Raw genomic sequence first — 24041 nt, 5'->3', positions numbered from 1 at the left:
ACATTGAGCGGATGCCCATGGCCGGTGACAATAACGATCGGATGCTGTTTGCAACTGCGTTGGCGCAGCGCGGCGGTGAACTCGGCATGCAGTATTTCCGACAACTGGAGACACTCACGATCGAGAGCAAGGGTCATCAGGACCTGGTCTCCGAGGCCGACCGGAATGTCGAGACGTTCATCCGCCAGGAGCTTGCGGCGCAATATCCAGAAGACGGCGTTATCGGAGAGGAACACGCCGCGCTTGTGGGCGGATCGGGTTACACATGGGTGATAGATCCGATCGACGGCACTGCCAACTTCCTGCGCGGCATCCCGGCCTGGACCGTCGTCATCGCCTGCGTCAAGGACGGTGTGACGGTCGTGGGCGTTATCCATGAACCGTCCACCGGCGAGACTTTTTATGGCCGGCGCGGCGGCGGAGCCTTCCTCAACAACCGGGCCATCAAGACAAGCCCGACGACGAGCCTGACGCAAGGCTCGGTCGGAACCGGCTTCTCCAATCGTCGTGAGGCTCGCAACATCGCCAACCTGATCGATCTCCTGCTTCAGGAGGGCGGCGTGTTTTTCCGCAATGCGTCCGGTGCGCTGATGCTTGCCTATGTCGCCTCGGGCAGGCTGCTTGCCTATGTCGAGGAGCATATGAACGCTTGGGACTGCCTCGCCGGCATGCTTCTGGTCGAAGAGGCTGGCGGATTGGTCGTCACGCCCGACCCGAAAACGGTCCTGGAGGAAGGAACATTGGTCATCGCGGGCGGTAAAGGCGTGTTCGACAAGGTCCACGCACTTTGCAAACAGGCATTCAGTCTGTGATCAGCACGGGTCCGCGTTCGGGAAAGCCGATGCTCACCGGCTGCCCAGCTTGAAACGCCGTATCGACATCCGGCGAGATCACGAAGACTTCGCCGAATTCCGTGGCGACCACGAATTCGAGGTGGCTGCCGACATAGGTCACTTTTTCAAGCGTGCCGGGCAAAGTGCCGGGAGCATCCGGTTCGCCAATCTCGAGGCGGGACGGTCGCGCCGCAAGCTTGGCTGGCCCCGGCTTGCGGCCGCGAGCCGGCAGCTTCAGGACGGCGGGGCCTAGATGCACGGTGGCGCGTTCGCCTTCGACCGACACGATCTCGCATTGGAACATGTTGGCTTCGCCGATGAAGTCGGCCACGAAAGCATTTGCGGGCTGCTCGTAGAGGTCGCGCGGCGTGCCGTCTTGAGCAATTACCGCATTGTTCATCACGATGATGCGATCGGAGACGGCGAGTGCCTCCTCCTGGTCGTGGGTGACATAGACGACGGTCAGGCCGAGTTTCTGCTGAATCTCGCGGATTTCCTCGCGTACGCGGCGGCGCAACTTGGCATCCAGGTTCGACAAGGGCTCGTCGAAGAGCAGCACCTGCGGCTCCAGGACCAGCGCCCGCGCGACCGCGACACGCTGTTGCTGTCCGCCTGAAAGCTGGCTCGGCAGGCGGTCGCCGAAATTGGCGAGTCCGACCAGCTCAAGCCCGGCCCTGGCCCTCTCGACCGTCTCCTTCCTGGCGAAGCCGGAAAAGCCCAGGCCGTATTCGACGTTCTGGGTCACGGTCATGTGCGGGAAAAGCGCGTAGGATTGAAACACCATCGACACATCGCGGTCGGTTGCCGGCAGCCGGGTGACGTCGGCGCCACCGATCAGGATCTGGCCGCTCGTCACCATTTCCAGTCCGGCGATCATGCGCAAGGTGGTCGTCTTGCCGCAGCCGGACGGGCCAAGGAGGGTGACCAGCTTCCCTGCCTCGATGAACAGCGAGATGCCGTTGACGGCGGGCGTCTTGCTCTTGCCGTAGATCTTGGTGACGTTCCTGAACTCGACTGAGGCGGCATTGCTGCGAATTTCGGCCATCATCCACCTCCCGAGATCGCCGGTTGTGGACGCGCCACGGCCGCCTGGCTGACATTGGTGCGCGACTGCGCCAGATCGCCTTCGAGGCCGCGCCGGCCGATCATGCGGCTGCCAACGGCAAGCTGCATCAGTCCGATCACCGCCAGCATGACGCCGATCAGCACGGCCGAATAGGCGATGGCGATGCCGTATTCATTGTTCTCGACGCGGCCGACAATGTAGCTGGTCGACATGTCGTACTGGGCGCTGACCAGGAAGATGATGGCGCTGATGGCGGTCATGGCGCGAACGAAGGAATAAACCAGCGCGGCGAGGATCGCCGGCCGCAGCAGCGGCAGCACCACCTTGCGGAAGGTCTGCCAGGAGTTAGCCCCAAGAGTCAGCGAGGACTCGTCAAGGCTGCGGTCGATCTGCGACATCGACGCGACACCGGCGCGGACCCCGACCGGCATGTTGCGGAAGATGAAGGAGAGCACCAGGATGATGCCGGTGCCGGTGAGCTCGATCGGCGGCACGTTGAACGCGATCACATAGGACACGCCGATGACAGTGCCGGGAATGGCGAAGGACAGCATCGTTGCGAACTCGAAGGTGTCTTTGCCGGCAAAATTCTGGCGCACCAGCAAGTAGGCGGTCAGCAGTCCGATGGCTGCGGTCAGCGGCGCGGAGATCAACGCAATTTCCATGGTCGTCCAGAACGAGCTCCAGGCCGCACCCCGCCAGTGGATGCCGAACTGGTTCCAGCCGACGGCGAAGGATTTCACGTAGTGGTCGAAGGTCAGCGAGAAATCGACGCCCCACAGCTTGACGAAGCTGCCATAGAAGATCGTCACGTAGATCAGCAAGGTGAACAGCGTCCAGACGGCGGCCACCGCGAAGACGAGGTTGCGGAAAGTCGTCGGCAGATGCGGGTGGACGCCGGCGTCGCCCTTGCCGGAGACGGTCGTGTAGGACTTCTTGCCGAGCCAGAATCGCTGGGCGTAGAAAGCCCCGAGCGTAAAGAACAGGAGCACTATGGCGAGGATCGCTGCCTGTGCCTGGTCGTACTGTGCGCCGACGATGGCGAAGAAAATCTCGGTCGACAGCACATCGAAATTGCCGCCGAGCACCAGCGGATTGCCGAAGTCGGCCATGCTCTCGATAAAGCCGAGCAGAAAGGCGTTGGCCAGACCCGGTCGCATCAAAGGCAAAGAGACGGTGATGAAGGTCTGCCAGCGATTGGCGCGCAGGGTCTGGGCGGCCTCCTCCATGGACGGGCTGACGCCCTCGACCACTCCGATCATCACCAGAAAAGCGATCGGGGTGAAGGCGAGCACCTGCGCGATCAGCAGGCCGGGCAGGCCATAGACCCATCGCGTCGGTTGGACACCGATGAGCTCGGCGAAACCCTGATTGATGGCGCCCGAGAGGCCGAACAGAAGAATGATGGCGAGGCCGATGACGAAGGGTGGTGTGATGATCGGCAGCACGGTCAGCGCGCGCAACAGCGCGCCGTAGCGAAAGCCGGTACGAGTCACCACCAGGGCAAAGACAAGGCCGAGCGCGGTGGTCATCACGCCGACGAGGATGGCGAGAAAGAGCGAGTTCCAGGCGACGCCGCAGCGCGGACCGCCGGAGAGGCAGCCGAGACCCCAGAGCCGGCCGCTGAAGAGTTTCGCGAGAAAGACGGGAAGCGAATAGTCGCCCTCCTGTGTGAGCAGCGCGCTCCCCAGCATTTGACCGATTGGCATGAAGATGAAGATGGCGACCACAGCGACGACGAAGCCGATCGAGCCGACGACGAATTCGTCGCCGGCCACCGCGCCGCGCGCCGCAAGCCCGAGGGTGAACAGGAACAGGAACGCGCCGCTTACCAGCAGCGCTCCCCAGCCCATGCCGAACTGGCGGTCGTCAAGCTCGCCGAAAAGCGAGGTCAGCCATTGCCACTGGAAGCCGCGCAGACCGATGCCGAAGCCTTGAAGCAGGAAGTAGGCGAAGCCGGTCGCGCCGACGGCGATCAGCAAATACCCGAAGAAGGGACCGGATTTCCGCCGCCCCCATAGCAGAAGCGGCGCGAGAAGCAGCGGGCCGAGGGGTGCGAGCCAGAGTTTCTCGCCTTGCAGCACAAGGAAAAGCGCCGGCGCGACGTCGTCGTCAAGCGGATAGCCGTCCAACAGCCAGGACAAGGTGAAGAAGTTGCCGTCCAGCCCGTACCACGGCAGCAGCGCATAGCCGACCAAGCCGACCGCCGTCCACAGGACGACGGTCGGGTGAAGCGCGCTGGTGGCAGTGCGGACGCGCATGATTACTGCGGCAGGGTCGAGACCTCCGTATCCCACTTCTGCAGCAGGCGCTTGCGCTCGTCGCTCGATCCATACTTCTTGAAGTCGTAGTCGATGAGCTTGATGGTCGACAGGTCGGGCGACAGTTCGGACGCGGTGGCGTTCTTGTTCGAAGGCAGCTGGAACGACTTCACGTCCTTCGCCTTCGACTGCATCTCGGCGGTCAGCGCCCAGTCGTAGAACTGCTTTGCTGCGTCCGGGTTGCGGGCGCCCTTGATCAGCGACATCGAGCCGATCTCATAGCCGGTGCCTTCGCAAGGCGCCACCGTGACGATCGGGAAGCCGGCTGCCGTCTGCGCCACCGCGTCGTGCATGAAGACGATGCCGATGGTCGTTTCGCCGAGACCGGCGGCCTTAATCGGAGCGGAGCCGGACTTGGTGTACTGGTTGATGTTGGCGTGGAGCGCCTTCAGGTATTCAAAACCCTTGTCTTCGCCCATCAGCTGAACCATCGTGGCGAGCATCGTATAGGCGGTGCCCGATGAGTTCGGGTTGGCTATCTGGATGTGGCCCTTGTATTCCGGCTTGGTCAGGTCGGCCCAGCATTTCGGCTCCGGCAGGTTGCTCTTGGCCAACAGATCCTTGTTGTAGCCGAAGCCGAGCGCACCGGAATACACGCCGATCGTCTTGTTGTTGGCGGCTTCCGCCTGCTTGATCGCCCAGTCGTGCAGTTCGCCGCGCATCGGGGACGTATATTCCTCGGTCAGTCCTTCCTCGGCAGCCTGGAGATGGGGATCGCCGGTGCCGCCCCACCAGACGTCGCCCTTCGGGTTTCCGGCTTCGGCGCGCAACTGGGCATATGTCTCGCCGGAGCTCTTGCGGGTCATGTCGACGGTGATGCCGGTCTTTTCCTCGAAGGTGGTCTTGATCTGCTGGCACCAGGCCTCGTCGGCGGCGCAATAGAGGGTGAGGCTGTCGGCGTAAGCCGAGGTGGCGGCACCCACGAGCATTGCAGCCGTTGCCGCCAGACGGACATAGGACTTTTTCATGTGCGAATTTCCTCCCGTTGCTTCGCCGTCTAACAAATATCAAGCTTTGCTGCGGCGGCAACCAGATTGGGAGCTTTTATGCCGATTTGCAAATCGAGTCGGTAGCGGCTGAACAGGGCTGTCCCTATATCCTCCCGCAACCATGAGAGTTGTCCTTGTAGCGGTCCAGCAACGCCGCGATCGAATGCCGGTCATTCTTCACCCGGCCCGAGCGCAGTGTTCGCCCGCCGCCGTCCTGAACGACGAGATGGCTATAGGATTTGTGGTAATCCACGCCGATAGGATAATCGTAAGACACGGTCCCACTTCCTCCGTTATTGAGAGCCTCGAAACCCCAATGCGGTACGCTGCAAGGCAGGAAGTGCGACTGACCCTCCATCGCCATCAGCATCTTTCAGCGGTCCGTTCTTCCGAGAGCGCGACCTCTTTCATGCCACCTCCGTTCGATGCCTGGGCCTGGTGTCGATCGTGAGCCCGTTCTTCATCCTATCGGGGGACAGCCAGCCGGCTAGATGTTCGAACATCGCCGCCACATCTTAGGTGGCCACCGCTCCCGCGATTACGTCATGTTCTTGCATCGATCGAGCGGCAGGGCCATCGGCATCGTTCGCATCGGTCTTGTTCGCGGCCATATCAAGCGCGGCCTTGCCGCGCGTCGATGCAGATCACCGGCAGCCCCTCTGCTGTCAGCACATAGTAAAACCACACCGACAGTGGCCCCGTCTCGAACCGCCGGGCATACGGTGCGCGCTTGCGGATCACCGCCGCGAGCAGTTGCGGGTCGGACGCGCACTTGCCCCGCCAAATCCTCTTGCCGTCCTGCCGGATCGATATTGCCGTCTCTTTCATGGATACGGCTGCTACCAATCTGAAAAGCTGGCATTAGAAACGGCACAGGTTTTTTGCGCGCGGAGACGCGGCGTCCGTATAACGGGCTTGAGGCGCTTAATGGCGATTTGCACGGCTCACCCGCCAGATGACATTACCGACATCGTCGGCAACGAGCAGTGCGCCGGCTTGATCGATCGCAACGCCGACCGGACGGCCCATCGCCTCGCCATTGCGCCCGATAAAGCCTGTGAGCACATCCTTAGGCGGACCGCTCGGTTCACCACCACGGAACGGCACGAAGATCACTTTGTAACCGCTGTGCACGCTTCTGTTCCACGAGCCGTGCTGGCCAACGAACGCGCCGTTGCCGTAGGCCGGACCGAGCGGCGCGCCTTTGGAGAAGGTCAGTCCCAGCGAGGCGGTATGTGAGCCTAGCGCATAATCGGGCTTGACCGCGCGCGCCACGAGATCGGGGCGCTGCGGCTTGACGCGTTTGTCGACGTTCTGTCCGTAGTAGCTGTAGGGCCAGCCGTAGAAAGCGCCGTCACGAACCGAGGTCATGTAATCCGGCACGAGATCGTCGCCGATCTCGTCACGCTCGTTGACGGCAACCCAAAGCTCGCCAGTTTCAGGGTTCCAGGAGAGCCCGTTCGGGTTGCGCAGCCCCGAAGCGAAGACCCGCGTGCGGCGGCTAGACAAATCCACTTCAAGGACGGCGGCGCGGTTCTTCTCCGCGGCCATACCGTTTTCTCCAACGTTACTGTTGGAGCCGACGTGACGTAGAGCTTGCGCCCATCCGGACTTGCGATCACGTCCTTGGTCCAATGATGGTTGAGGTCTCCGGCCGGCAAGTCGATGATCTTTTCCGGCGGTGTGATGACTCGGGTCTGGCCATTCGAGTAGGGTAAAGCGACGAGCGCGTCGGTATTCGCGACGTAGAGCTTGCCTTTAGACAGCGTCATACCGAAGGGTGAATTGAGACCTTCCGCGAACGTCCTGCGCACATCCGCAACGCCGTCGCCATTGGTGTCACGCACGAGCGTGATGCGGTTTGCGCTTGGGGTCGCGGCGCCGGCACGCTTCATGGCCAGGTCCATGAAGACCTTTTTAAGGCTAAAACCTTCATCATGGAATGCGGGGGGCCTTCATCAGCGCAGGAAGCGATGTAGCTGCGCAGATCTCACTTTCGTTCTTCGGTGCAATCGTCAAAGTCGGTCCGGCCCCAGGCTAACGACCATTCCAATCGCCAGAAAAGACGGCGAAGATCGGAGCGAGTAAGAAAGGCGCCGGCCAGACGGGCCATCAGATCCGCCGCGCCTTAGCGATACCGAGCCGCGGCTTCGGTGTGCATGGCGTGTGCCAGCAGTGGTCAGAGGGGCAAGCCCTGCGGAATGCCGCGCCGTTTGTCCCTTGCTCCACATTGGGCAGCGGCAGATCGGAAGGCTTTGACGGCCCGGATGGTTTCAATCCGTGCGAAGTCCTTCATCGCTGGGTGAAATCGATCTTCGTCAGGCGCGCTCTGGCGTCGACAACTCGACGTTTCGCAGACCTTATCCTGCTGCACAGCGCGATATTGATTCCGACTCCGCAGTCTTCATCCAGCATTTCTTTCGAGCGCTTGAGGACGAGCTCCGCTCGCTTAACGCGCTGCCTGGCCTTAGCCAGCTCCAAGTTCAGAAGGTTGGCCATCGTTCCGCGTCCGTCGTGTTTCAGGGCGTATATCATGAAGTGCTAACCCATAACGTAGCAGTTCGTTCCCTGACGCAGGGCCGGGGCGGTCCAGCTGGCCAAGTTCCGAGGCCGCAACCGAAAGCGAGGCAGCGTAATGAGCGCTGAGGTCCTCGCCATTTTGCGGCTGTGGTGCGCATGTTTTCGGGCGTCACCGGCCCGCTAGGCCTGACGCCGGGAAGCGGACGAAGTCGAACAACGTGGCCCGATCGACGTTTCTATCTTCCGACCCATGCATCATGATCCGGGCAGATCCCACCACCCACGGCGACTGCTCTTTGGCGAACCGGCGGAGAGCCGCGCAGCCCGCAGGCGCGGCTCGTCATCGCAGACAGCCCGGTTGAGGCGATGTCGTTATCCCGGAGGATTTTTCCGCAAAAGCGGTCGAGGTCGAGGTGGCCACCGCCGTTGGCCCTCGCCGCGTCATCGGGTGGATGGGCGCATCTGTCGGTGTTTGAGGGTCAAACGGAATATCCCGTTGAAGCTTGGCAAAGCCTTTCGCTCACGGAAGCACCACGCGCTCTTAGGTTGCGGAGGAAATCGGCGTCTGCGCTGCACCGTTACCGACCTCACCAACCAGATCGCGCGTAAGAAATAGAGCCGTCTTTTGGACTTGCCGTCTGACTTTTCACGGGGAGATTCCGGGGCCGATCCGATACTGTATCCCCCGCAGGGTTATGGAGCGTTTTCGCCACCGGAAAAAAAACCTTAAGGGCATCGAAATGCTTTTCGACCAGATGCCACGACAAGGTAGCGACAATGATTGTGCTAGTGCTCATGGCAAAGAAGGTAATCGGACCCTTGTGGTAAAGTGTTGGCCAGTTTTCTGCAATAAGCCACCAGATCGCCATGTGATATATATAGGTGCTGTAACTAACGCGACTAAGGAAACGCGCAACTGGGTTGGCCAACACAAGCGCTACGACCCCACCATATCCGACGTATGCACTCAGAACGACGGATGATAACGCATATATGCTTAATATCCTGTAGCTTTCTGACTGACCAAAATTATGACCAACAACAAATGGCGAAAATATGATCGCAATTGAAACCAAATTGCTTAGTCTGCTTGTTAGGACGGCTTGTACGTCCCTGTTCTCTTTTACCAACGCCAGAATGGCTCCTGCGGCTAAAGGATCGAATACAAAGAGGACAATTTTTGCCCAGGGACTGATTCCTAGATCCACACAATGAACGCGGAGAACAATAGAGAGAGCAAATACGCCTGCATAAATTAGGAATATCGATCTTCTGCTGAAGAACATTATGATTATAGGTGAAAGTATGTAGAATTGCTCAACGACATTAAGACTCCATAGATGAGCTACAATCCATGGTTTCCATCCTTCTGTGTTCATAAAATAGAGATTCGATCCTTGGAGCACGTGCCATTTAACGCTCGATCGTATACCGTCCATATTGAACAAAACCGCGATGAGCAAAACTAAAAATAGCGACGGAAGCAGCCTGAGAGACCGACGAATATAAAAGTTAATGATGCTAATTTTGGATAGAGAGTCTTTAGAGGAAAGCAAGATATGGCTGATCAGGAAGCCGCTAACCACAAAGAACAAGGATACTCTCACGAACTCCAAAGTTGGGCGTTCGTTCCAATAGTGCACATAGAGCACGCCGACCATGGCAAGAACGCGAAGCCCATCGATCTGAGCGCGCCTGCCGCCCTCGTCGCCTAACGCTGCCATCCTTTATCTCTCCAGGAAAAATGTTAGTGAGGAACCAGCGGCAAGTGGCTGGCCGATCACCGGTTGGCCAGCCGAGCCTTGGTCTTTTCCAAACGGTTGGCGACGTAGTCGCCGCGCCGCACCTTTGCGTACTCGTCTTCTTTTTTCAGTTGGGCATGTTTGAAGAGGTACCACTTCCCCTTCTTACTTTTTTGGTAGACGTTCGCGCCCTGCTTCCGATGGCTGAAGCATGAAAGCGCCGGAGTACTACCATCCTTCGAAGTCCACGTAGCTCGGAAGCAGAGCTTTCCGGGATCAATAAGAAACCAGCGTCCCTCACCATAAGAAGTCCCTTTGCCAGTCGTGGCGGTAAACCGACGCTGCCGTGGTGAAAAGTGGCCTGCTCCGTCTTTCCAAATCCATGAGCGGCCCTGATAAAGTTGGAATAGCTCGTCAGTGGTCAATGGGGTGCCGCGCTGCGATTTCGCGTATTGCTCAGCGCTGGCCTCAGCGGCACCTAGCGCTATACCGCCGGCGAGAGCGAGGCTGACTACTACATAATGCGTTTTCTTCATCATTGGTGATGTTCCTCTCCATGGATAGAGTTCAGCATCGGGCGGGTATTCACGAGAGCCCGCACACTGTTCAGCCACCGTACTCAGCAGCGGCAAGGATGTCGTTGGCCCGACATTCAGAAACTTACCTCACCGTCCATATCTGCAAGTATTAAAGCGCCAGGGGCACTTGGGAGCGCTGGTGCGGCTCGTCAGCTATTCTGGCCGCCGCGAAGGCGGGGCACCTGCCGGTCGATGATGCCCTCGACCGCATGCATCGCGTGCTTGCGGTGGCCGACCTCGAGGTAATCGAGCAACTCGACGGCGTGCTTATGCGCTGCCGCGGCGCTAAATCCCGCAAGGTGGAGCACCACGGCCACGTTGTCGGTGGCATCGAGGAACAGCGAGGCCGGCAGGTGCTGAAGGGCGACACTCCAAGCCCCGCAATCCGCCCTCAGTCCCTCCGAAGCTGGCGCCGGGTCAAGGCGGCGCGGCCGGAGAGCCCCTATGGCATGCGCCATTGAAGGATGTTAGGCACAGGCACAGGCTCTCGTGGACTTCCGCGTACCCAATTCCATGCCCAATAATAGCCGAAAGCCATCGCGAAGCTGCGGCGCGTAAGCGGCCTAGTTAAGCTAGCTTAGAAGCCATCCACCGGCGCGGCCAACGAATGCGTCTCGCTCCTAAGCTGCATCAGGCACATCGACAGCCAGAGCGCCAAGGAGAATCCTGGTATTGGATGCAATCAGGTCCGCGAACCGCTTCATTCCCCCTTTGTTGAGTTCAGCCAGGTGAGTGGCCAGCCTCGAGGCGATTTCATTTGTGTGGCGCAGGCGGATACGTCGTCGCGCCGCGGCGCTGTCAATTCCCATCGCTTGAAGAAAGCCTTCGAAGTTAGCGATAGTGACCTCGTTGAGCGTGCGCGCGGACCCAATTTTGTACGCGAGCTCATCGGTTAGGCGGTCGTCCAACCTGGTCGGCAGGATGTCATAGCGTGGCGCCATGCGGATGCGCCCCCCCTGCTCAAACAAAAGGGCGAAGTTCTTCGCGTGCCCATCAGCGTTGCCGATCAACAGATCAAACAGCGTCGCTCTGATAAATGTGTCCTTCTCACCAGCCGGGTCGCCAGTTGCCTCCAGAATTCTCCGGATACCAGAAACATCGAATCGGCGACCTTCCACCCCGCGCCGTTCATATTTGAAGGAGGCAGGCAGGCCGAGCGCCTGGGCAAAATCCTCCTGATGGATTCGAACGATCCTGTTCTGCTTGTCCAGGCCGCGGTCAAATCGCGTTACCAGCAGCGCGTTGATATCAGCTATTGGCGTCACAACGGCTTCAGCCGTCTCAAACCCCAGTGCCTGGGACACATGCATTGCCTCGGCCTCAAGTAGTGCATCCTGAAGGTGATCCTGGTCTGGAACCTTCAGGATGTGAGTCGTCGGCGCACCAGAACCTGGATTGGGTTCGGCGAGCGTTCCGTCCGGCAGAAGCGTCAAAGCGATTTTGCTTTGCACGCCTGCCAGAGGCGATGGGTCTTCAGTGCCCTCCGGCAAGCGCCGGCGCTTGTGAAGCGACTCGACAATCGCTTTGAGCCGATCCGGCGGTATCGGCACATAATCTTGGTCATAGACCCCTGGGACCTTTGTTGGCGGAGCTCCGGCTGGGAGAACCGACAGAGCTCCGGCGCAGTCCTTTCCAATGTGAAACAACAGGCCTGCTATGTCGTCACGCGCGAGGCTCTCGCGTGCCATGATGTCTGCGAGCGCTCCATCGCGTTCCTGAAGGAGATTGTCGAAGAATGGGCGTGTTACGACGTCTTCGTAAGGATCGGTCGTAAGAGGCAAAGAGAGCGACAGGGGCGTGGAATCCGGGTCGGACAAATATTCCGCCTTGTACGCAAACGCCACCGCGCCTTTGTTATCACGTACGAGGACGCCGACAGGATCGGCGTAGCCGTCAAGGCGAACGTCAAGGGCAAGTATCTCCATTACTGTCAGCGGCTCCGGGCAAATATCGATATGCCGGCGGCGCGCGCGACCTTTAGAACCTTACCCAATTCGAGGGTTGCCTTGCCGTTCTCCAGTTCGGAAACAAATCGGCGTCCTACGCCAGCCAAGTCAGCAAAACTTTGCTGCGATAGATTTCGCCCCTCGCGAGCGCGACGGATCAGTAATCCTAGATTTTCTGGTGTTGCAATCTCTAGCTCGACTGGTTCGATTTTGGAGACATTTACCTCCGGTTGCTGCACGGCGTCCTCGACGACGGCTACGTTTTGCTTGCGGCGGGGCAAATGCGTGTCCGAAAGCGATCGCGGTAAGGAAGCCTGTATCGTCCGGGATATGTCCGGCAAATTGAGATTTACCTTCGGCAGCGACACAGCCCGATTCTTGGCCAGATCACCCAAAGTGTTATGGCTAGAAAGTATCCTAGCGATCTCAGCAGCGGTTTGGGATAACGCGCTACTCGGCGCAGCGATGGCAGCGATCTGCCTCGCAAGATCTTGGGTGGATCCCGCCTGCGCGGCTAACTTTCCCAAGTCCTTGGCATTGACCACGCTTGTCGCGGATTTGCTCTCTTTTTTTTCCATCTCATGCTCCTGACGGGAACCTAGCGATTATTCCACGCTTTTTCAAGACGATTCGATCCCGTTCGGGGTCAATAATAGGGAGGCATGACACCGTACAGGATCATTCTGCTGAAATTTTGGCTAAAAAACCGCCGCGTGATCCTGTACGGGAGCGAAATTAAACACTAAGGGCAGAGACGCCCGCCCTCAGTTGTCGTTCCAAAACCTCCCAGCACAGTGGACGTTACGGTCCCCCCGTCTTGTCTTCCGGGATACGTTGCCTGCAACTAGCTCGGAAAATTCATGGGGTTGGCGGATATGGTTCAAGCCGTTGAAATGACGTAGGATTTAGTTGCTAGGCCGATCCGGGTCATTTCCCGGAGACCACATCGGCTTCCGGCGTTGCTCGCGCTTCGGCCCGGACTATTGAGCGTGCGTAAGCCATTTGGGCTTAGGCACAGCCTGCAGCAGGCTTTGCGTATATTCGTGGCGAGGCGCCCCGAACAGCGCCGAGGTTTGGCCTTCCTCGACAATCCTTCCATCTTTCATGACCATGATCCGGTCCGCGAAATGGCGCACGATCGGCAAGTCATGTGTGATGAAAATATATGAGAGGCTAAGCCGGGTCCTAAGGTCGGCCAGAAGGTCGATCACCTGCGCTTGGATAGAGACGTCGAGCGCCGAAACCGCTTCGTCGCAGACGATCAGTTCCGGCTCGCTCGCGAGCGCGCGCGCAATGGCGATGCGCTGTCGCTGGCCGCCGGAAAACTGGTGCGGGTAGCGGTCGGCGTGCTCCGGCAACAGCCCAACCAATTCCAGGAGCTCTGCCACTCGAGCCTTCCACCTGTTCTTCGACAGAATATCGCGGTGGATCGCCCAGGGTTCGGAAATGATGGAGTAGACGCGCATGCGCGGATTCATCGATCCGTATGGATCCTGGAATACCATCTGGACCTTGCGTCGAAACGCCATAAGACGCTTCTCGTTCATTTCGAAGATGTTTTCACCGGCAAAGACTGCCTTGCCCGAGCTTGGCGCGTTCAGCCCCAACAGCATGCGCGCGACGCTCGATTTGCCGGAGCCGGACTCGCCGACGATGCCGAGCGTTTCTCCTCTCCTGACCTCGAAGCTTATGTCATCCACCGCCTTGAACGTCCGCTTGCCGCTAAAAGCTCCGGAAGCAAGCACATAGTGCTTGGTGAGATGTTCCACCTTGAGCAGGGTTTCGCTGGCGATCGCCGTCGAACGCTTGTTCGGCGCCTCCGCTGCGTTGCCGGGGGGCAGGGCGGAGATGAGGCGGCGCGTATAGGCGTGCTGCGGATTGCTGAAGACCTCCTTGGCGATGCCTGTCTCTACAACCTTCCCGCCGTTCATGACGATAATCCGGTCCGCCATGGACGAGGCGACTTCGAGGTCGTGGGTGATCATAATCAACGCCATGCCGGTTTCGCGCTGAAGATCGCGCAGCAGATCGAGGATCTGCGCTTGCACGCTGACGTCGAGAGCGGTCGTCGGTTCATCGGCGATCAAGATGTCCGGTTTCAACGCGATCGCCATGGCAACCATCACGCGCTGGCGTTGTCCGCCCGAGAACTGATGCGGATAGAAGTCGACGCGGTTTTCCGGCTCTGGAATGCCTACGCGCCGAAGCAGTTCTATCGTCTTGGCGCGTGCGTCCTTGCCGCTTCCCGCCCCGTGGCTCTCATAGACCTCCTTGATCTGCCGCCCCACCGTGTAGACGGGGTTCAGGTAGGCGAGCGGATCCTGAAATATCATCGCTATCCTGCGGCCGTTGATGCTTCTGCGCGCCTGCGCGCTGAGGTCTGAGAGTTCGACGCCATCGAAGAGACAGGAGCCGGCCACGATATCACCTGGCGGACAATCAATGAGATCCATCACCGTGCTGGTGCTGACGCTCTTTCCCGATCCGCTTTCGCCAAGGATCACGAGAGTCTCGCCATGGCCGACGTGGAAAGAGACATCGTCGACGGCGCGTACCGGCTCATCGTCCGAAAGGAAATCGACGGTCAGGCCCTCGACTTTGAGAATGGGATTAGTGGCATTGCTCATCGGGCAGCTTTTCGCAATGTCTGAAGACGCCAGCGTTGCTGCGGATCAGCGACGGTGCGGGCCCAGTTCGAGAGGATGTTGAGCGACAGCGTCGTCAGCATGATTGCAAGACCCGGCCAAAATGCGATCCACCAGGCGGTCGTGAGATAGCCGCGGCCGTTTGCCACCATTGCACCCCAGGTAAAGTCTGGTGGCTGAATGCCAAGACCAAGGAAACTCAGCGCCGATTCCGAGAGAATGACGGTCGCGAAATCAATGGCTGAAATCGTCACCAAAGTCGGCAGGACGAGGGGTGCGATATGCCGGACGATGATCCGGGCCGGCTTGGCACCCATGGCTCGCGCCGCGCTCACAAACATGCGCTCGCGCAACTCCAACACTTCGGCGCGCGCTGTCCTGAGGTAGATCGGCATACGCGTGACGGCGAGAACGATCACCAGGTTGGTGATGCTCGGGCCCAGCGTGTAGAGCACGATGAGCGCCAGCAGCAGCGAAGGAAAGCTCATGACGACATCGGCCAGGCGCAGAATGAGGTGGCTGTACCAGCGCTCCGAATAGCCCGCTACTAGGCCCAGTGTTCCACCAATCAGCATGGACGCGAATACCGCCGCCGCTGCAATCCCGGCCGTGTTCTGCGCGCCGACAATCAGCCTGGCCAGGATGGGCCGGCCAAGGGTGTCGGCGCCAAGGACGTAGATCCAGCCGCTACCCAGCGAGAAGGGGGCGAGATTGCGCTGGCGCAGCCCCAGCCGCGATGCGGCGTCGCCCACCAACCAAGGGCCGAGGATCGCCGCGAGCACGACGATCGCCAGGAAAATAGCGGCGGCGAGCGCAAGCTTGTCGCGCTTCAAATAGGCGAGAAGGAGGCGACCCGTACCTGGAGCTGTCACCGATTTGGTGTCGGTGGTGATGATCGTCATGGCTTAATACCGGATGCGCGGATCGAGAACCGCGTAGAGCAGGTCGATCGCGATGTTCAGGATGAAGATGGCGGTAGCCGTCACCAGAATCGTCGACTGGACGACGGCAAAATCGCGCTGAATGATCGAGTCGATCATCAGCTTGCCGATGCCGGGCCAGCCGAATATCGACTCCACGACCACGGCTCCGTTGACGAGACTGGTCGCCAGGTCGCCGGCGACCGTGACAACGGGCAGCAGCGAGTTGCGCAGCGCATGCCCGAAGATGATCTTGTGTCGGGGCAGGCCCTTGGCCCTTGCGGTCTTGATGTATGGAGAGGCAAGCGCGGACAGCATCGTTCCGCGCACGACCTGCACCAAAAGACCAAAGGGGCGAAGCATCAGCACGAAGGAGGGCATGATCCAATGGGCCCAGCTTCCGGTACCGGATGTCGGCAAGAGCCCGAGCCCCACAGCAAAGACAAGGATGCCGACGATAGCGACCCAAAAATCCGGCGCGCTTGCGCCGGCCAGAGAGATGAGGCTGGCGACACGGTCGAACATGCTGCCCGGTCGCGCGGCCGCAAGAGAGCCGACAAGGATAGCCAAGGCTGTCGACAGCGTGATCGCGACGGCGGCAAGCTTCAGCGTTTCCGGAAACGCCTCTAGCGCGACCTGCATCGCCGAGCGGTTCTGGCGTAACGATTCACCGAAATCCAGATGCAGAAGATTGCGCAGGTATTCCAGAAACTGCCAATGGATCGGCTGATCGAGACCGTTCAACCGCGCGAACGCGGCCCGAGCTTCCGCAGTCGAGTCCAGGGGCAGGTACAAGGCGGAAGGATCGCCGGTAAGCCGTGTCAGGAAAAAGACCAGCGTTAACAGACCTATGACCGACAGGATACTGTGGGACGCCCGGCGTCCAAGGTAGGTAATCATTTCGGATGCCCTTGGACGGATATCGACGGAGGCAACGGGTCAGGGGCGCAGGACCACGATCGGACCGGCGCCCCCGTATCACTCAGTCCTTGATCGCGATATTGGCCAGCGGTATTTCGCTGTTGGTGGTGATATCGGGCTTCCATTCCAGCCTGGTGCCAACGCGGGTGTAGCCGATCATGTGGAACATCGGGATGTCCCCCGCCACTTGCCTGCGGGCCTTGCCGAAGATCGCCTTGAAGTTGTTCGTGCGGGCCTCGCCGGTCGCAGCCAGCGCCTCGTCTATTTCCTTGTCGAATGCCGGATCGGCCAAGGTCGAGTAGCTGCCGCTCGATCGGTAGAAGATCGGAACGGTGAAGGCCGCATCGCCCTTGTTGTTGTCGTGCATCATCTGCAGGAGATTGGGGCCGCGCTCCGACGGGAAAGGCTTTTGCAGATAGCGCAGCCAGTCGGCGACATCGAGCATGGTAAGCTTGACGTTGAGGCCGGCGTCCTGCCACATCGTCATCATGGCCTCCATCGCTTCCGCGCCGTTCGGATAGATGCCGTTTCGCCCGATGAGCTTGATCTCGGTGTCGACTGCGACGCCAGCCGTGCGCGCCTCTTCGATGAGCTTTTTCGCCTCTTGCGGATCATACGGCCAGGGCTCGAGCGCTTCGTCATGCCCGTTGATCCCAGAGACGACCATCTGCGACGCACGCTTGACGTCGTCGCCGAACAGCTGGGCAAGGCCTTCCCAGTCGATCGCAAGGTTGAGCGCCTTGCGGACGCGCGGGTCATCGAGCGGCGGCTCGGCGGTATCGATACGGATCGCGGTGGTTTCGGAGTTCAGGTAGGCGAAATCCGTCTCCGGATTGCTGGCGTCCTGGATGGCAATCGACGGCGTCAGGTCGGCTTCCCCGGTTTCAACCATTGCCGCTCGAATCGAGGATTCGGGCCGCCAGACATAGGTTGCCTTCGTGATCTCCGGCTTCTTGCCCCAATAGCCATCGAACGCGTCCAGCACTACAGTTTGCGGGGAAAAGGTCGATAGCGTGAAGGGACCGGTCCCGACCGGATCGTTCACTGCCTGGTCGACCGGTGTCTTCGGCGAGACGATCATGACCACGCTTAACAGCGTCGGCATGATGGGCTCGGGTCTGTCCGACTTTATTTCGACGGTCAGATCGTCGACCGGCGACACCGTTAATTTGGCATCGCCGAATTTCGCCATGTTGCTGCAGGTGATCTTGCCGTCGATCATCCTGTTGATGGAGAACGCGACCGCATCCGCGTTGAGTTCGGTTCCGTCCTGGAACTTCACGCCCTCACGCAGCTTGATCCGCCAGGTTGTCGGGTCCACGCTGGTCCACTCGGTCGCCAGTTTCGGCTGAGGTTGTCCGGTGATCGGATCGATGACGGTCAGCGGCTCAACAACGTTTTGGCTGAGTATCTGGCCGACATTTGTGATGATGGTGCCGCAGGGCTCCAGATTGGCCGGCTGCTCCGGCAGGACGATACGGATCTCCTGCGCCGCATCTTGTGCCACGGCCGTTGGCGCGGCAGCGGTCATCAATACGACCGCTGCCATCGTATGAACGCTTCTATTCATGTCTCTCCTCCCTTTGAGCTTCCGTTTTGGCTGTCGTGCGGCGGACGAACCTCCTCGTCCTCCCGTTCGTCCGACAATTTGCCGATCTCCCGGTGACTAGGCGGCGATCTGCTCGATCAGTCCGCGCAGCACGTCTTTTTCCTGCGGCTTCAGATCCGTCAGCGGCGGACGAAGCGGGCCGGGTGTCCGCCCTATGAGTTCGACGCCTGCCTTGATGATCGACACTGGATAGCCTTGTTCTCGATCGCGCAAAGCCGCGAAGGGGAAGAAGAAGCTGTGCAGGATTTCTTCCATTGCAGCGCGATCGCTTGTCCGCATGGCCCTGTAAAAGCGCTGTGCCAATTCCGGCACGAAGTTGAAGACCGCAGAGGAATAAGTCGTCACTCCGACGCCGTTGAAGCCTTCGGCAAAGAGCTCATGCGTGGGCATGCCACCGATGTAGCAGAGACGATCGCCAAGTTTTGCCGTGACGTGGCGGACAAGATCGATCTTGCCTGTGCCGTCCTTGAAGCCGATGAGATTTGGGCACGCGTCAGCAAGGCGAGCAACCGTGTCGGCATTGGCGACCGAGTTCGCACGGTTATAGATGATGACGCCGAGGCCGGTGGATTCGCACACGGCTTTGACATGCCGGAATATCCCCTCTTGGGAGGCCTCCATCAGATAATGAGGCAGAAGCAAAAGACCGTCGGCTCCCGCAGCCTCGGCGCGGCGAGCAATTTCCTTGGCGAGCGCCGTGCCGTAGCCACAGCCGGCGATGATAGGCACATCTCCCGAGGCATCCTTGGCCGCGCGGGTAACATCGGCGACCTCTTCCGGCGACAGCGAGAAGAATTCGCCCGTGCCGCCGGCCGCGAACAGGGCAGCGGCACCGAACCCCGAGAGCCATTCCACATGCGCGCGATAGCTTTCGAGATTGAGGCTAAAATCCTCGTTGAAATGTGTGACCGGAAACGACAGCAGCCCTGAAGCGACACGCGACTTGATTTCATCTGGCGACAAAGGAACTCATCCCGAAAATTAATATGATGTCATCTAAATTCATATGATGAGTATTCGGATGAGTCAACTGCCGGTCTTGTCCTGATTTGGCGAGCGCCGGACGGTCAGGGCGCGATAGCGCTTTATCCCCGTCACCAGGTGACGGCGCATCGCCTCACGCGCTTTTTCCGGGTCGCGGGTAAGAATCGCATCCGCGATTTCCCTGTGCTCCTCCAGAATCGGATGGTCGCGATTGGGCAAGGGGTCGACGCCACCCATCATCGTCTTGAACTTCACCCGCGGGATCATCCGCCGGCCGACATGTTCGAGGAATGCCTTGAACCTGGCGTTGTTCGTTGCGGTGGCAATCGCCATGTGGAACTGGAAGTCCGCCTCGTCGGTGGGTTGCCCTTGCGCCATGAGATCGGCGAACCTTTCGACCTGGGCCTCGATTTCGGCCTCCTGCGCCGGCGAACTGCGGGCTGCGGCAAGGCCAGCTGCCTCGACTTCGATACCGATGCGCAGCTCGAGCTCTTCGATGATGTCGGAGATCTTGTTCGTTTCGTCGGTGAAGAGCTTCAATCCCTCGTCGACAGGCTTCGGGCCGAGAACGAAGACGCCGGCACCTTGCCGCGACTCCACCAGCCCGTCGGCGCGAAGGGCGGCAATGGCCTCCCGGACCACCGTGCGGCTGAACCCGAACCGGTCAATGAGCGCAGGTTCTGTCGGCAATTTGTCGCCAGGTGCATAAAAGCCGGCTTCGATCTGTCCGCGCAGCGCATCGGCAACCTGAGAAACGAACGACCTGCGGGATGTTCGATGTTCGACCTGCTGCATGGGTCCTCCAAACTTTTGCCGGGTCAAGATATTTCATACTCCCGGCGCAGTGCAAAAGCGAGGTCATCATATGAAAATTTGCCATCCAAGGTCGAATGTCTTCAGGTCATCATATGGCTTTCTGGCTCCGCCTGTCGGCCGTCTGGCCGTCTGGCTCGTTTTTCGCGCAGCAGGGTGGTTGCGCTTTGCCGGTAAACGGATCTGCAGCGTTCCTGGATTGGTCGGCGCGAGGATCACGCGGGAACCCGCCGCACCGGATAGGGCGTGTCGAAGCGCATGATTTTCCTATCTCGGCTTGCTGGTGGCCAATCCACATTGCGTTCTGATGTCTCTCGACATCCGGGCTTATGGTGTCGGTCTTGGACTTTGCCGTGCTGTTTGAACCGGAGCGGCCGCTTCACGCTCCGCGCTGCGAAGCGGCTTCCGGCACATGCCCTCCCATTGTTTTGATCATACGATCACGTGACAGCAGGCCGGTCAAGAATGCCGCTTCGAACATGTCCGACCGTGTCCCATACGATGCGGGGAGGGCAGGAATCCACCGGCATTCGGGGCGATCTCGGTTCAGTCGGCGAACACGAAGCCGTCGAACAGCTTGCGCGCCGTGCGCAGGACGGCCACGCGCCGCCCGACCTGATCCCCCTCCATTGTCGCCACCACTGACATCTCGCCGGTCGGATGCTCAATGGACAGCGTCTTCTCGCCGCCGGCAGGAATATTCGCCAGTTCCGGCGCCGGACCGCTTGGCAGGAGACATGCGGTGGCGACGCTGACCGCCCCGAGCACGCCGATCGAGGCGTGGCAGCGGTGCGGGATGAAGGTGCGGGTTGAAATCGCACCGCCGTTCCTGGCCACCGAGACCATCGTCATCTTCGGCACCGACTTCTCCACCACCTCGCCGAGATTCATGAGTGGACCGGCTTTCAGGCGGATCGATTCGAGCCTGCTGCGCAGTTGCGCGTTGGCTTCCAGTTCCTTCGGCGGCTCGTCGCCTGAAATCCCCAGATCGGCAGCGCGCAGGATAACGCAGGGCATGCCGTTGTCGATGAGCGTGACCCAGACGCCGTCGATCTCGTCGACTGCATTGCCGCTCGGCAGCAGCGCCCCGCAAGAGGAGCCGGCGGTGTCCTCGAAGACGATCGGTATGGCCGCGGCAGTGCCGGGCACGCCGTCGATCCGCGCCTCGCCCGCATAACGCACCCGACCCCCGGGCGTGGCTATCGTCGCGGTCGCGACCTGACCGGTGTTCTCCATGTAAATGCGGACCCCGGTCGTTCCGTCGCGGGCCTTCACCAAGCCACGTTCAATGGCGAAAGGCCCGACGCCGGCGAGAATGTTGCCGCAGTTCTGCTGGTCAGTGACGGTCGGCCGCTCGACGAAGACCTGCAGGAAGAGGTAGTCGACATCGACGCCCGCGCGCGCGGACTTGGCGACGACCGCAACCTTCGAAGTGAGCGGATCGGCGCCGCCCATGCCGTCTATCTGGCGCGCGTCGGGCGAGCCCATCACACGCAGCAGGAAGGCGTCGCGTTCGGCGGGACCCCGCGGCAGGTCTTCAGCCAGGAAATAGCCGCCCTTGGATGTGCCGCCGCGCATCCACATGCAGGGCACGCCGTTCTCAGACATATTTCAGCCCTTTCGCTGCAAGCTTCTCGCGCATGCCGTAGATGTCGAGGCCGAGTTCGCCGGCGATCAGCCTCTTGCGCGTTTCGGCCTCCTTGGCCTCGCGCCCGCGGCTTGCTTCGAGCACTTTCTCCGCTTCTTCTCGCGTCACAATGCAGACGCCGTCGTCGTCCGCCACAACGACGTCACCGGGATTGACTGCCGCGCCTGCGCAGATGACCGGCACGTTCACCGAGCCGATCGTCTCCTTGACCGTGCCTTGCGCGAAGATAGCCTTCGACCAGACCGGAAATCCTATCTCCTTCAGGTCGCGGACATCCCGCACGCCGGCCTCGATGATCAGGCCTCTGATGCCGCGCGCCTGCAGTGAACGCGCGAGCAATTCGCCGAAGTAGCCGTCCTCGCTGGGGCTGGTCGGCGCCACGACGAGCACGTCGCCTTCGCGACACTGCTCGACCGCGACGTGGATCATCCAGTTGTCGCCGGGCGGAATCGAGACCGTGACGGCTGGCCCTGCGATGCGCGCCCCGGGATAGATCGGCCGCATATGAGAGCGCATCAATCCTTTCCGTCCCTGCGCCTCGTGCACGGTCGCCACGCCGCATTCGCCAAGTCCGGCGGCGGTCTCGAGGCTCGCGCGCTCGATATTCCGAACGACGACGCTCATGGCACAAGATCCTCTACGACATGGGGAAAGACCGCTTCGTAGGCTTCACCATAGGTGATCTTCTTGTCGGAGTTGCGCGACGCCTGCACGCCGCGCTGTTGGGCCACACGCGTATAGTAGTCCCAGAGGTGCTCCTGGCCAGCCATGCATTCGATGGCCTCCCGCTTCTTCTCCCAGACTGCGGTGATGTCCAACAGCACGTTCGGCATCCATCGGCATTGCTCCGGCTGATGTGGCTCGAACAGAAAGACCGGCGGCGCACCCAGCACCTTTTCGCCTGGCTTGTGTCCGTGCGCCTGCGCGACGATGCGCGCATGCTGGGTGAATTCGCTCACCAGCGGGTGGTCATGATTGTAAGGGTCTTCCTTGGAGTGAGTCAGCACGAAAGACGGATGGAGCGCGCGGTAGACATCGGCGAGCCTGAACAGCGCCTCGTCGGGAAGCGCGATGGGATAGTCGCCGAGATCCCAGAACTGGATGTCGGACACTCCTAGTGCACGCGCCGCGCCCTCGGCTTCCTTCCTGCGTTCGCTCTTCACCCGATCGGGAGTCATCCCGTCTTGACGCCAGAGCTTGGCGCTCTCGCCGCGTTCTCCATAGGAGAGGCAGATGACGGTCGCTGCGATGCCCCGCTTGGCATGGAGCGCAATAGCCCCACCGGCTCGCCAGACGAAATCGGCGGAATGCGCGCTGACGATCAGCGCCGTCCTCTGAGCCATGCCAATATCCTCCTATTTGGGGCTGTCCACCGGGGGCGTGCCGTAGGTGTGAAAGCTCGGGATCGTCTTCAGCCCCCACGCCTGACCCTTCTTCCGCTCGGTCTCGGTCCAGGTGATTGGCTGCCAGTCCGGTTGCAGGATCAGCCGGGCGCCGGCATTCGCCACCTCGACCCGGTTGCCGGCCGGCTCGTAGACATAGAGAAAGAAGGTGCCCTGGATTGCGTGCTTGTGAGGGCCGGTTTCGATGAAGACGCCGCTCTCGAGAAAGATATCGGCGGCGCGCAGCACATCCTCCCGCTGGTCGACCGCAAAGGTGATGTGGTGGAAACGGCCACGTGCCCCTGAATGGTCCTCGGTCACGGCCATGTCATAGCTCTTGTTGTTGACCGTGAACCAGCAGCCGACGAGGCGACCGCTGTCGAGCCGAATCTGTTCCGTCACGCGGCTGCCCAGCGCAATCGTCATGAAGTCGCGCATCTGCGAAACGTCGGTCGCGAGCAGATTGAAATGATCGAGCCGACGCACCGCCGCGCCGCGGCCGTGAAAGCGCTGGGCAATATTCTTAAGAGCCGGCCGCTCACCTTCTGGCGGCTCGTACTTTCGGGTTTCATAATAGAGTTCGAAGACATGCCCGTCCGGACTTTTGAACCGGTAGGCCCGGCCATGGCCGAGATCACCGTCGCCCCAGCCGGTACCGCAGCCCATCGCTTCGATGACGGCCACCCGGCGCTCCAGCGCGGCCTGCGACGAGGCTCGGTAGCCGACATGGACCATGCCGGTGGTCCTTGAGGCCGTCAGCTTCAATGTGTGGAATTCGTAGTCGTCCCAGCCGCGCAGATAGACGGAATCGCCTTCTCGGCCGCTTTCCGTCAGGCCATAGGCATTGATGAAGAAGTCGAGGCTTTCCTCGGGCTTGTTCGTCAGTAGTTCGACATGGCCAAGATGCGCCACGTCAAAGCAGGGCTCTTCCGTCATAGGTTGCTCTCGTGATCCCCTGTGGTTTCCGCTACACCCATCCAAGCCATTGTATACATCACCCAGGCAACACTGGCACGGCATCGGCCGGAACTGTGCCGTTGCCCGCCTCCAGCAGGCCGATGACGATTGTGAGGGTCACAAAGCTCACGGCTGTCGCGGACAACACGCAGCCGGGCCGCGGTAAA

At 60.4% G+C, this 24041-nt stretch carries 20 protein-coding genes and 3 pseudogenes; 1 reads left to right on the top strand and 22 read right to left on the bottom strand.

The window, feature by feature from the left end:
- The first annotated feature begins 17 nt into the window (after nucleotides 1-17).
- On the top strand, nucleotides 18-812 hold the full coding sequence (locus tag IQ26_RS04340) for an inositol monophosphatase family protein (RefSeq protein WP_145714051.1): 795 nt from the start codon (nucleotides 18-20) through the stop codon (nucleotides 810-812).
- On the opposite strand, the gene IQ26_RS04335 is transcribed toward IQ26_RS04340, so the two are convergent.
- The 22 genes and pseudogenes from IQ26_RS04335 to IQ26_RS04230 all read right to left on the bottom strand — a co-directional run bounded on the left by IQ26_RS04335 (nucleotide 802) and on the right by IQ26_RS04230 (nucleotide 23853).
- Nucleotides 802-1878, bottom strand: a complete 1077-nt coding sequence (locus IQ26_RS04335) for an ABC transporter ATP-binding protein (RefSeq protein ID WP_145714048.1) — start codon at nucleotides 1876-1878, stop codon at nucleotides 802-804. The genes IQ26_RS04340 and IQ26_RS04335 overlap by 11 nt on opposite strands.
- Nucleotides 1878-4160: an ABC transporter permease gene (locus tag IQ26_RS04330; protein WP_145714045.1), complete on the bottom strand. Its 2283-nt coding sequence runs from the start codon at nucleotides 4158-4160 to the stop codon at nucleotides 1878-1880. The genes IQ26_RS04335 and IQ26_RS04330 overlap by 1 nt, the downstream gene beginning before the upstream one ends.
- Before the next feature lie 2 nt (nucleotides 4161-4162).
- Complete coding sequence (locus IQ26_RS04325) at nucleotides 4163-5149, bottom strand: ABC transporter substrate-binding protein (RefSeq protein ID WP_407660218.1); 987 nt, start codon at nucleotides 5147-5149, stop codon at nucleotides 4163-4165.
- Nucleotides 5150-5330: 181 nt separating this feature from the next.
- Nucleotides 5331-5579 (bottom strand): annotated as a pseudogene (locus tag IQ26_RS40255) (IS110 family RNA-guided transposase); the annotation flags it as partial.
- 196 nt (nucleotides 5580-5775) lie between these two features.
- Nucleotides 5776-6037, bottom strand: a pseudogene (locus tag IQ26_RS04315) (IS110 family transposase); the annotation flags it as partial.
- 96 nt (nucleotides 6038-6133) lie between these two features.
- Nucleotides 6134-7158, bottom strand: a pseudogene (locus IQ26_RS04310) (PQQ-dependent sugar dehydrogenase); the annotation flags it as partial.
- A 343-nt stretch (nucleotides 7159-7501) separates the two neighbouring features.
- A complete protein-coding gene (locus IQ26_RS04305; protein WP_240546990.1) occupies nucleotides 7502-7708 on the bottom strand; it encodes a hypothetical protein in 207 nt (68 codons plus the stop codon).
- 608 nt (nucleotides 7709-8316) lie between these two features.
- The gene (locus IQ26_RS04300) at nucleotides 8317-9453 is read right to left on the bottom strand and encodes an acyltransferase family protein (RefSeq protein WP_145714037.1); all 1137 of its coding nucleotides are present in this window, start codon (nucleotides 9451-9453) and stop codon (nucleotides 8317-8319) included.
- A gap of 56 nt (nucleotides 9454-9509) precedes the next feature.
- The gene (locus IQ26_RS04295; RefSeq protein ID WP_145714488.1) at nucleotides 9510-10007 is read right to left on the bottom strand and encodes a DUF995 domain-containing protein; all 498 of its coding nucleotides are present in this window, start codon (nucleotides 10005-10007) and stop codon (nucleotides 9510-9512) included.
- A 191-nt stretch (nucleotides 10008-10198) separates the two neighbouring features.
- The gene (locus IQ26_RS39910; RefSeq protein ID WP_208760100.1) at nucleotides 10199-10507 is read right to left on the bottom strand and encodes a hypothetical protein; all 309 of its coding nucleotides are present in this window, start codon (nucleotides 10505-10507) and stop codon (nucleotides 10199-10201) included.
- Between the two features lie 162 nt (nucleotides 10508-10669).
- Nucleotides 10670-11974 carry a HipA domain-containing protein gene (locus IQ26_RS04285; protein ID WP_145714033.1) on the bottom strand — a complete coding sequence of 435 codons (1305 nt, stop codon included), beginning with the start codon at nucleotides 11972-11974 and terminating at the stop codon, nucleotides 10670-10672.
- Between the two features lie 5 nt (nucleotides 11975-11979).
- Nucleotides 11980-12573 carry a helix-turn-helix transcriptional regulator gene (locus tag IQ26_RS04280; protein WP_145714030.1) on the bottom strand — a complete coding sequence of 198 codons (594 nt, stop codon included), beginning with the start codon at nucleotides 12571-12573 and terminating at the stop codon, nucleotides 11980-11982.
- A gap of 402 nt (nucleotides 12574-12975) precedes the next feature.
- Nucleotides 12976-14622, bottom strand: a complete 1647-nt coding sequence (locus tag IQ26_RS04275) for an ABC transporter ATP-binding protein (RefSeq protein WP_145714027.1) — start codon at nucleotides 14620-14622, stop codon at nucleotides 12976-12978.
- The gene (locus IQ26_RS04270; RefSeq protein ID WP_145714024.1) at nucleotides 14619-15542 is read right to left on the bottom strand and encodes an ABC transporter permease; all 924 of its coding nucleotides are present in this window, start codon (nucleotides 15540-15542) and stop codon (nucleotides 14619-14621) included. The genes IQ26_RS04275 and IQ26_RS04270 overlap by 4 nt, the downstream gene beginning before the upstream one ends.
- A gap of 3 nt (nucleotides 15543-15545) precedes the next feature.
- Nucleotides 15546-16460: an ABC transporter permease gene (locus tag IQ26_RS04265; protein ID WP_145714020.1), complete on the bottom strand. Its 915-nt coding sequence runs from the start codon at nucleotides 16458-16460 to the stop codon at nucleotides 15546-15548.
- 82 nt (nucleotides 16461-16542) lie between these two features.
- Nucleotides 16543-18051: an ABC transporter substrate-binding protein gene (locus IQ26_RS04260; protein WP_145714017.1), complete on the bottom strand. Its 1509-nt coding sequence runs from the start codon at nucleotides 18049-18051 to the stop codon at nucleotides 16543-16545.
- Between the two features lie 96 nt (nucleotides 18052-18147).
- Nucleotides 18148-19053 carry a 5-dehydro-4-deoxyglucarate dehydratase gene (gene kdgD, locus IQ26_RS04255; protein WP_145714013.1) on the bottom strand — a complete coding sequence of 302 codons (906 nt, stop codon included), beginning with the start codon at nucleotides 19051-19053 and terminating at the stop codon, nucleotides 18148-18150.
- A 63-nt stretch (nucleotides 19054-19116) separates the two neighbouring features.
- Nucleotides 19117-19869: a FadR/GntR family transcriptional regulator gene (locus IQ26_RS04250; protein WP_145714010.1), complete on the bottom strand. Its 753-nt coding sequence runs from the start codon at nucleotides 19867-19869 to the stop codon at nucleotides 19117-19119.
- A 564-nt stretch (nucleotides 19870-20433) separates the two neighbouring features.
- A complete protein-coding gene (locus IQ26_RS04245; protein ID WP_145714007.1) occupies nucleotides 20434-21495 on the bottom strand; it encodes a 4-oxalomesaconate tautomerase in 1062 nt (353 codons plus the stop codon).
- Entirely contained in the window at nucleotides 21488-22159 is a 672-nt protein-coding gene (locus tag IQ26_RS04240; protein ID WP_145714004.1) for a 4-carboxy-4-hydroxy-2-oxoadipate aldolase/oxaloacetate decarboxylase, read from the bottom strand. The genes IQ26_RS04245 and IQ26_RS04240 overlap by 8 nt, the downstream gene beginning before the upstream one ends.
- The gene (locus IQ26_RS04235) at nucleotides 22156-22878 is read right to left on the bottom strand and encodes a PIG-L deacetylase family protein (RefSeq protein ID WP_145714000.1); all 723 of its coding nucleotides are present in this window, start codon (nucleotides 22876-22878) and stop codon (nucleotides 22156-22158) included. Before IQ26_RS04235 ends, IQ26_RS04240 begins: the two co-directional genes overlap by 4 nt.
- A 12-nt stretch (nucleotides 22879-22890) precedes the next feature.
- On the bottom strand, nucleotides 22891-23853 hold the full coding sequence (locus tag IQ26_RS04230; protein ID WP_145713997.1) for a catechol 2,3-dioxygenase: 963 nt from the start codon (nucleotides 23851-23853) through the stop codon (nucleotides 22891-22893).
- Nucleotides 23854-24041 lie beyond the last annotated feature (188 nt).

The organism is Mesorhizobium tianshanense (assembly GCF_007830515.1).
Taxonomy (GTDB): Bacteria; Pseudomonadota; Alphaproteobacteria; order Rhizobiales; family Rhizobiaceae; genus Mesorhizobium; species Mesorhizobium tianshanense.
This window is presented reverse-complemented; position numbering and strand designations above follow the sequence as displayed.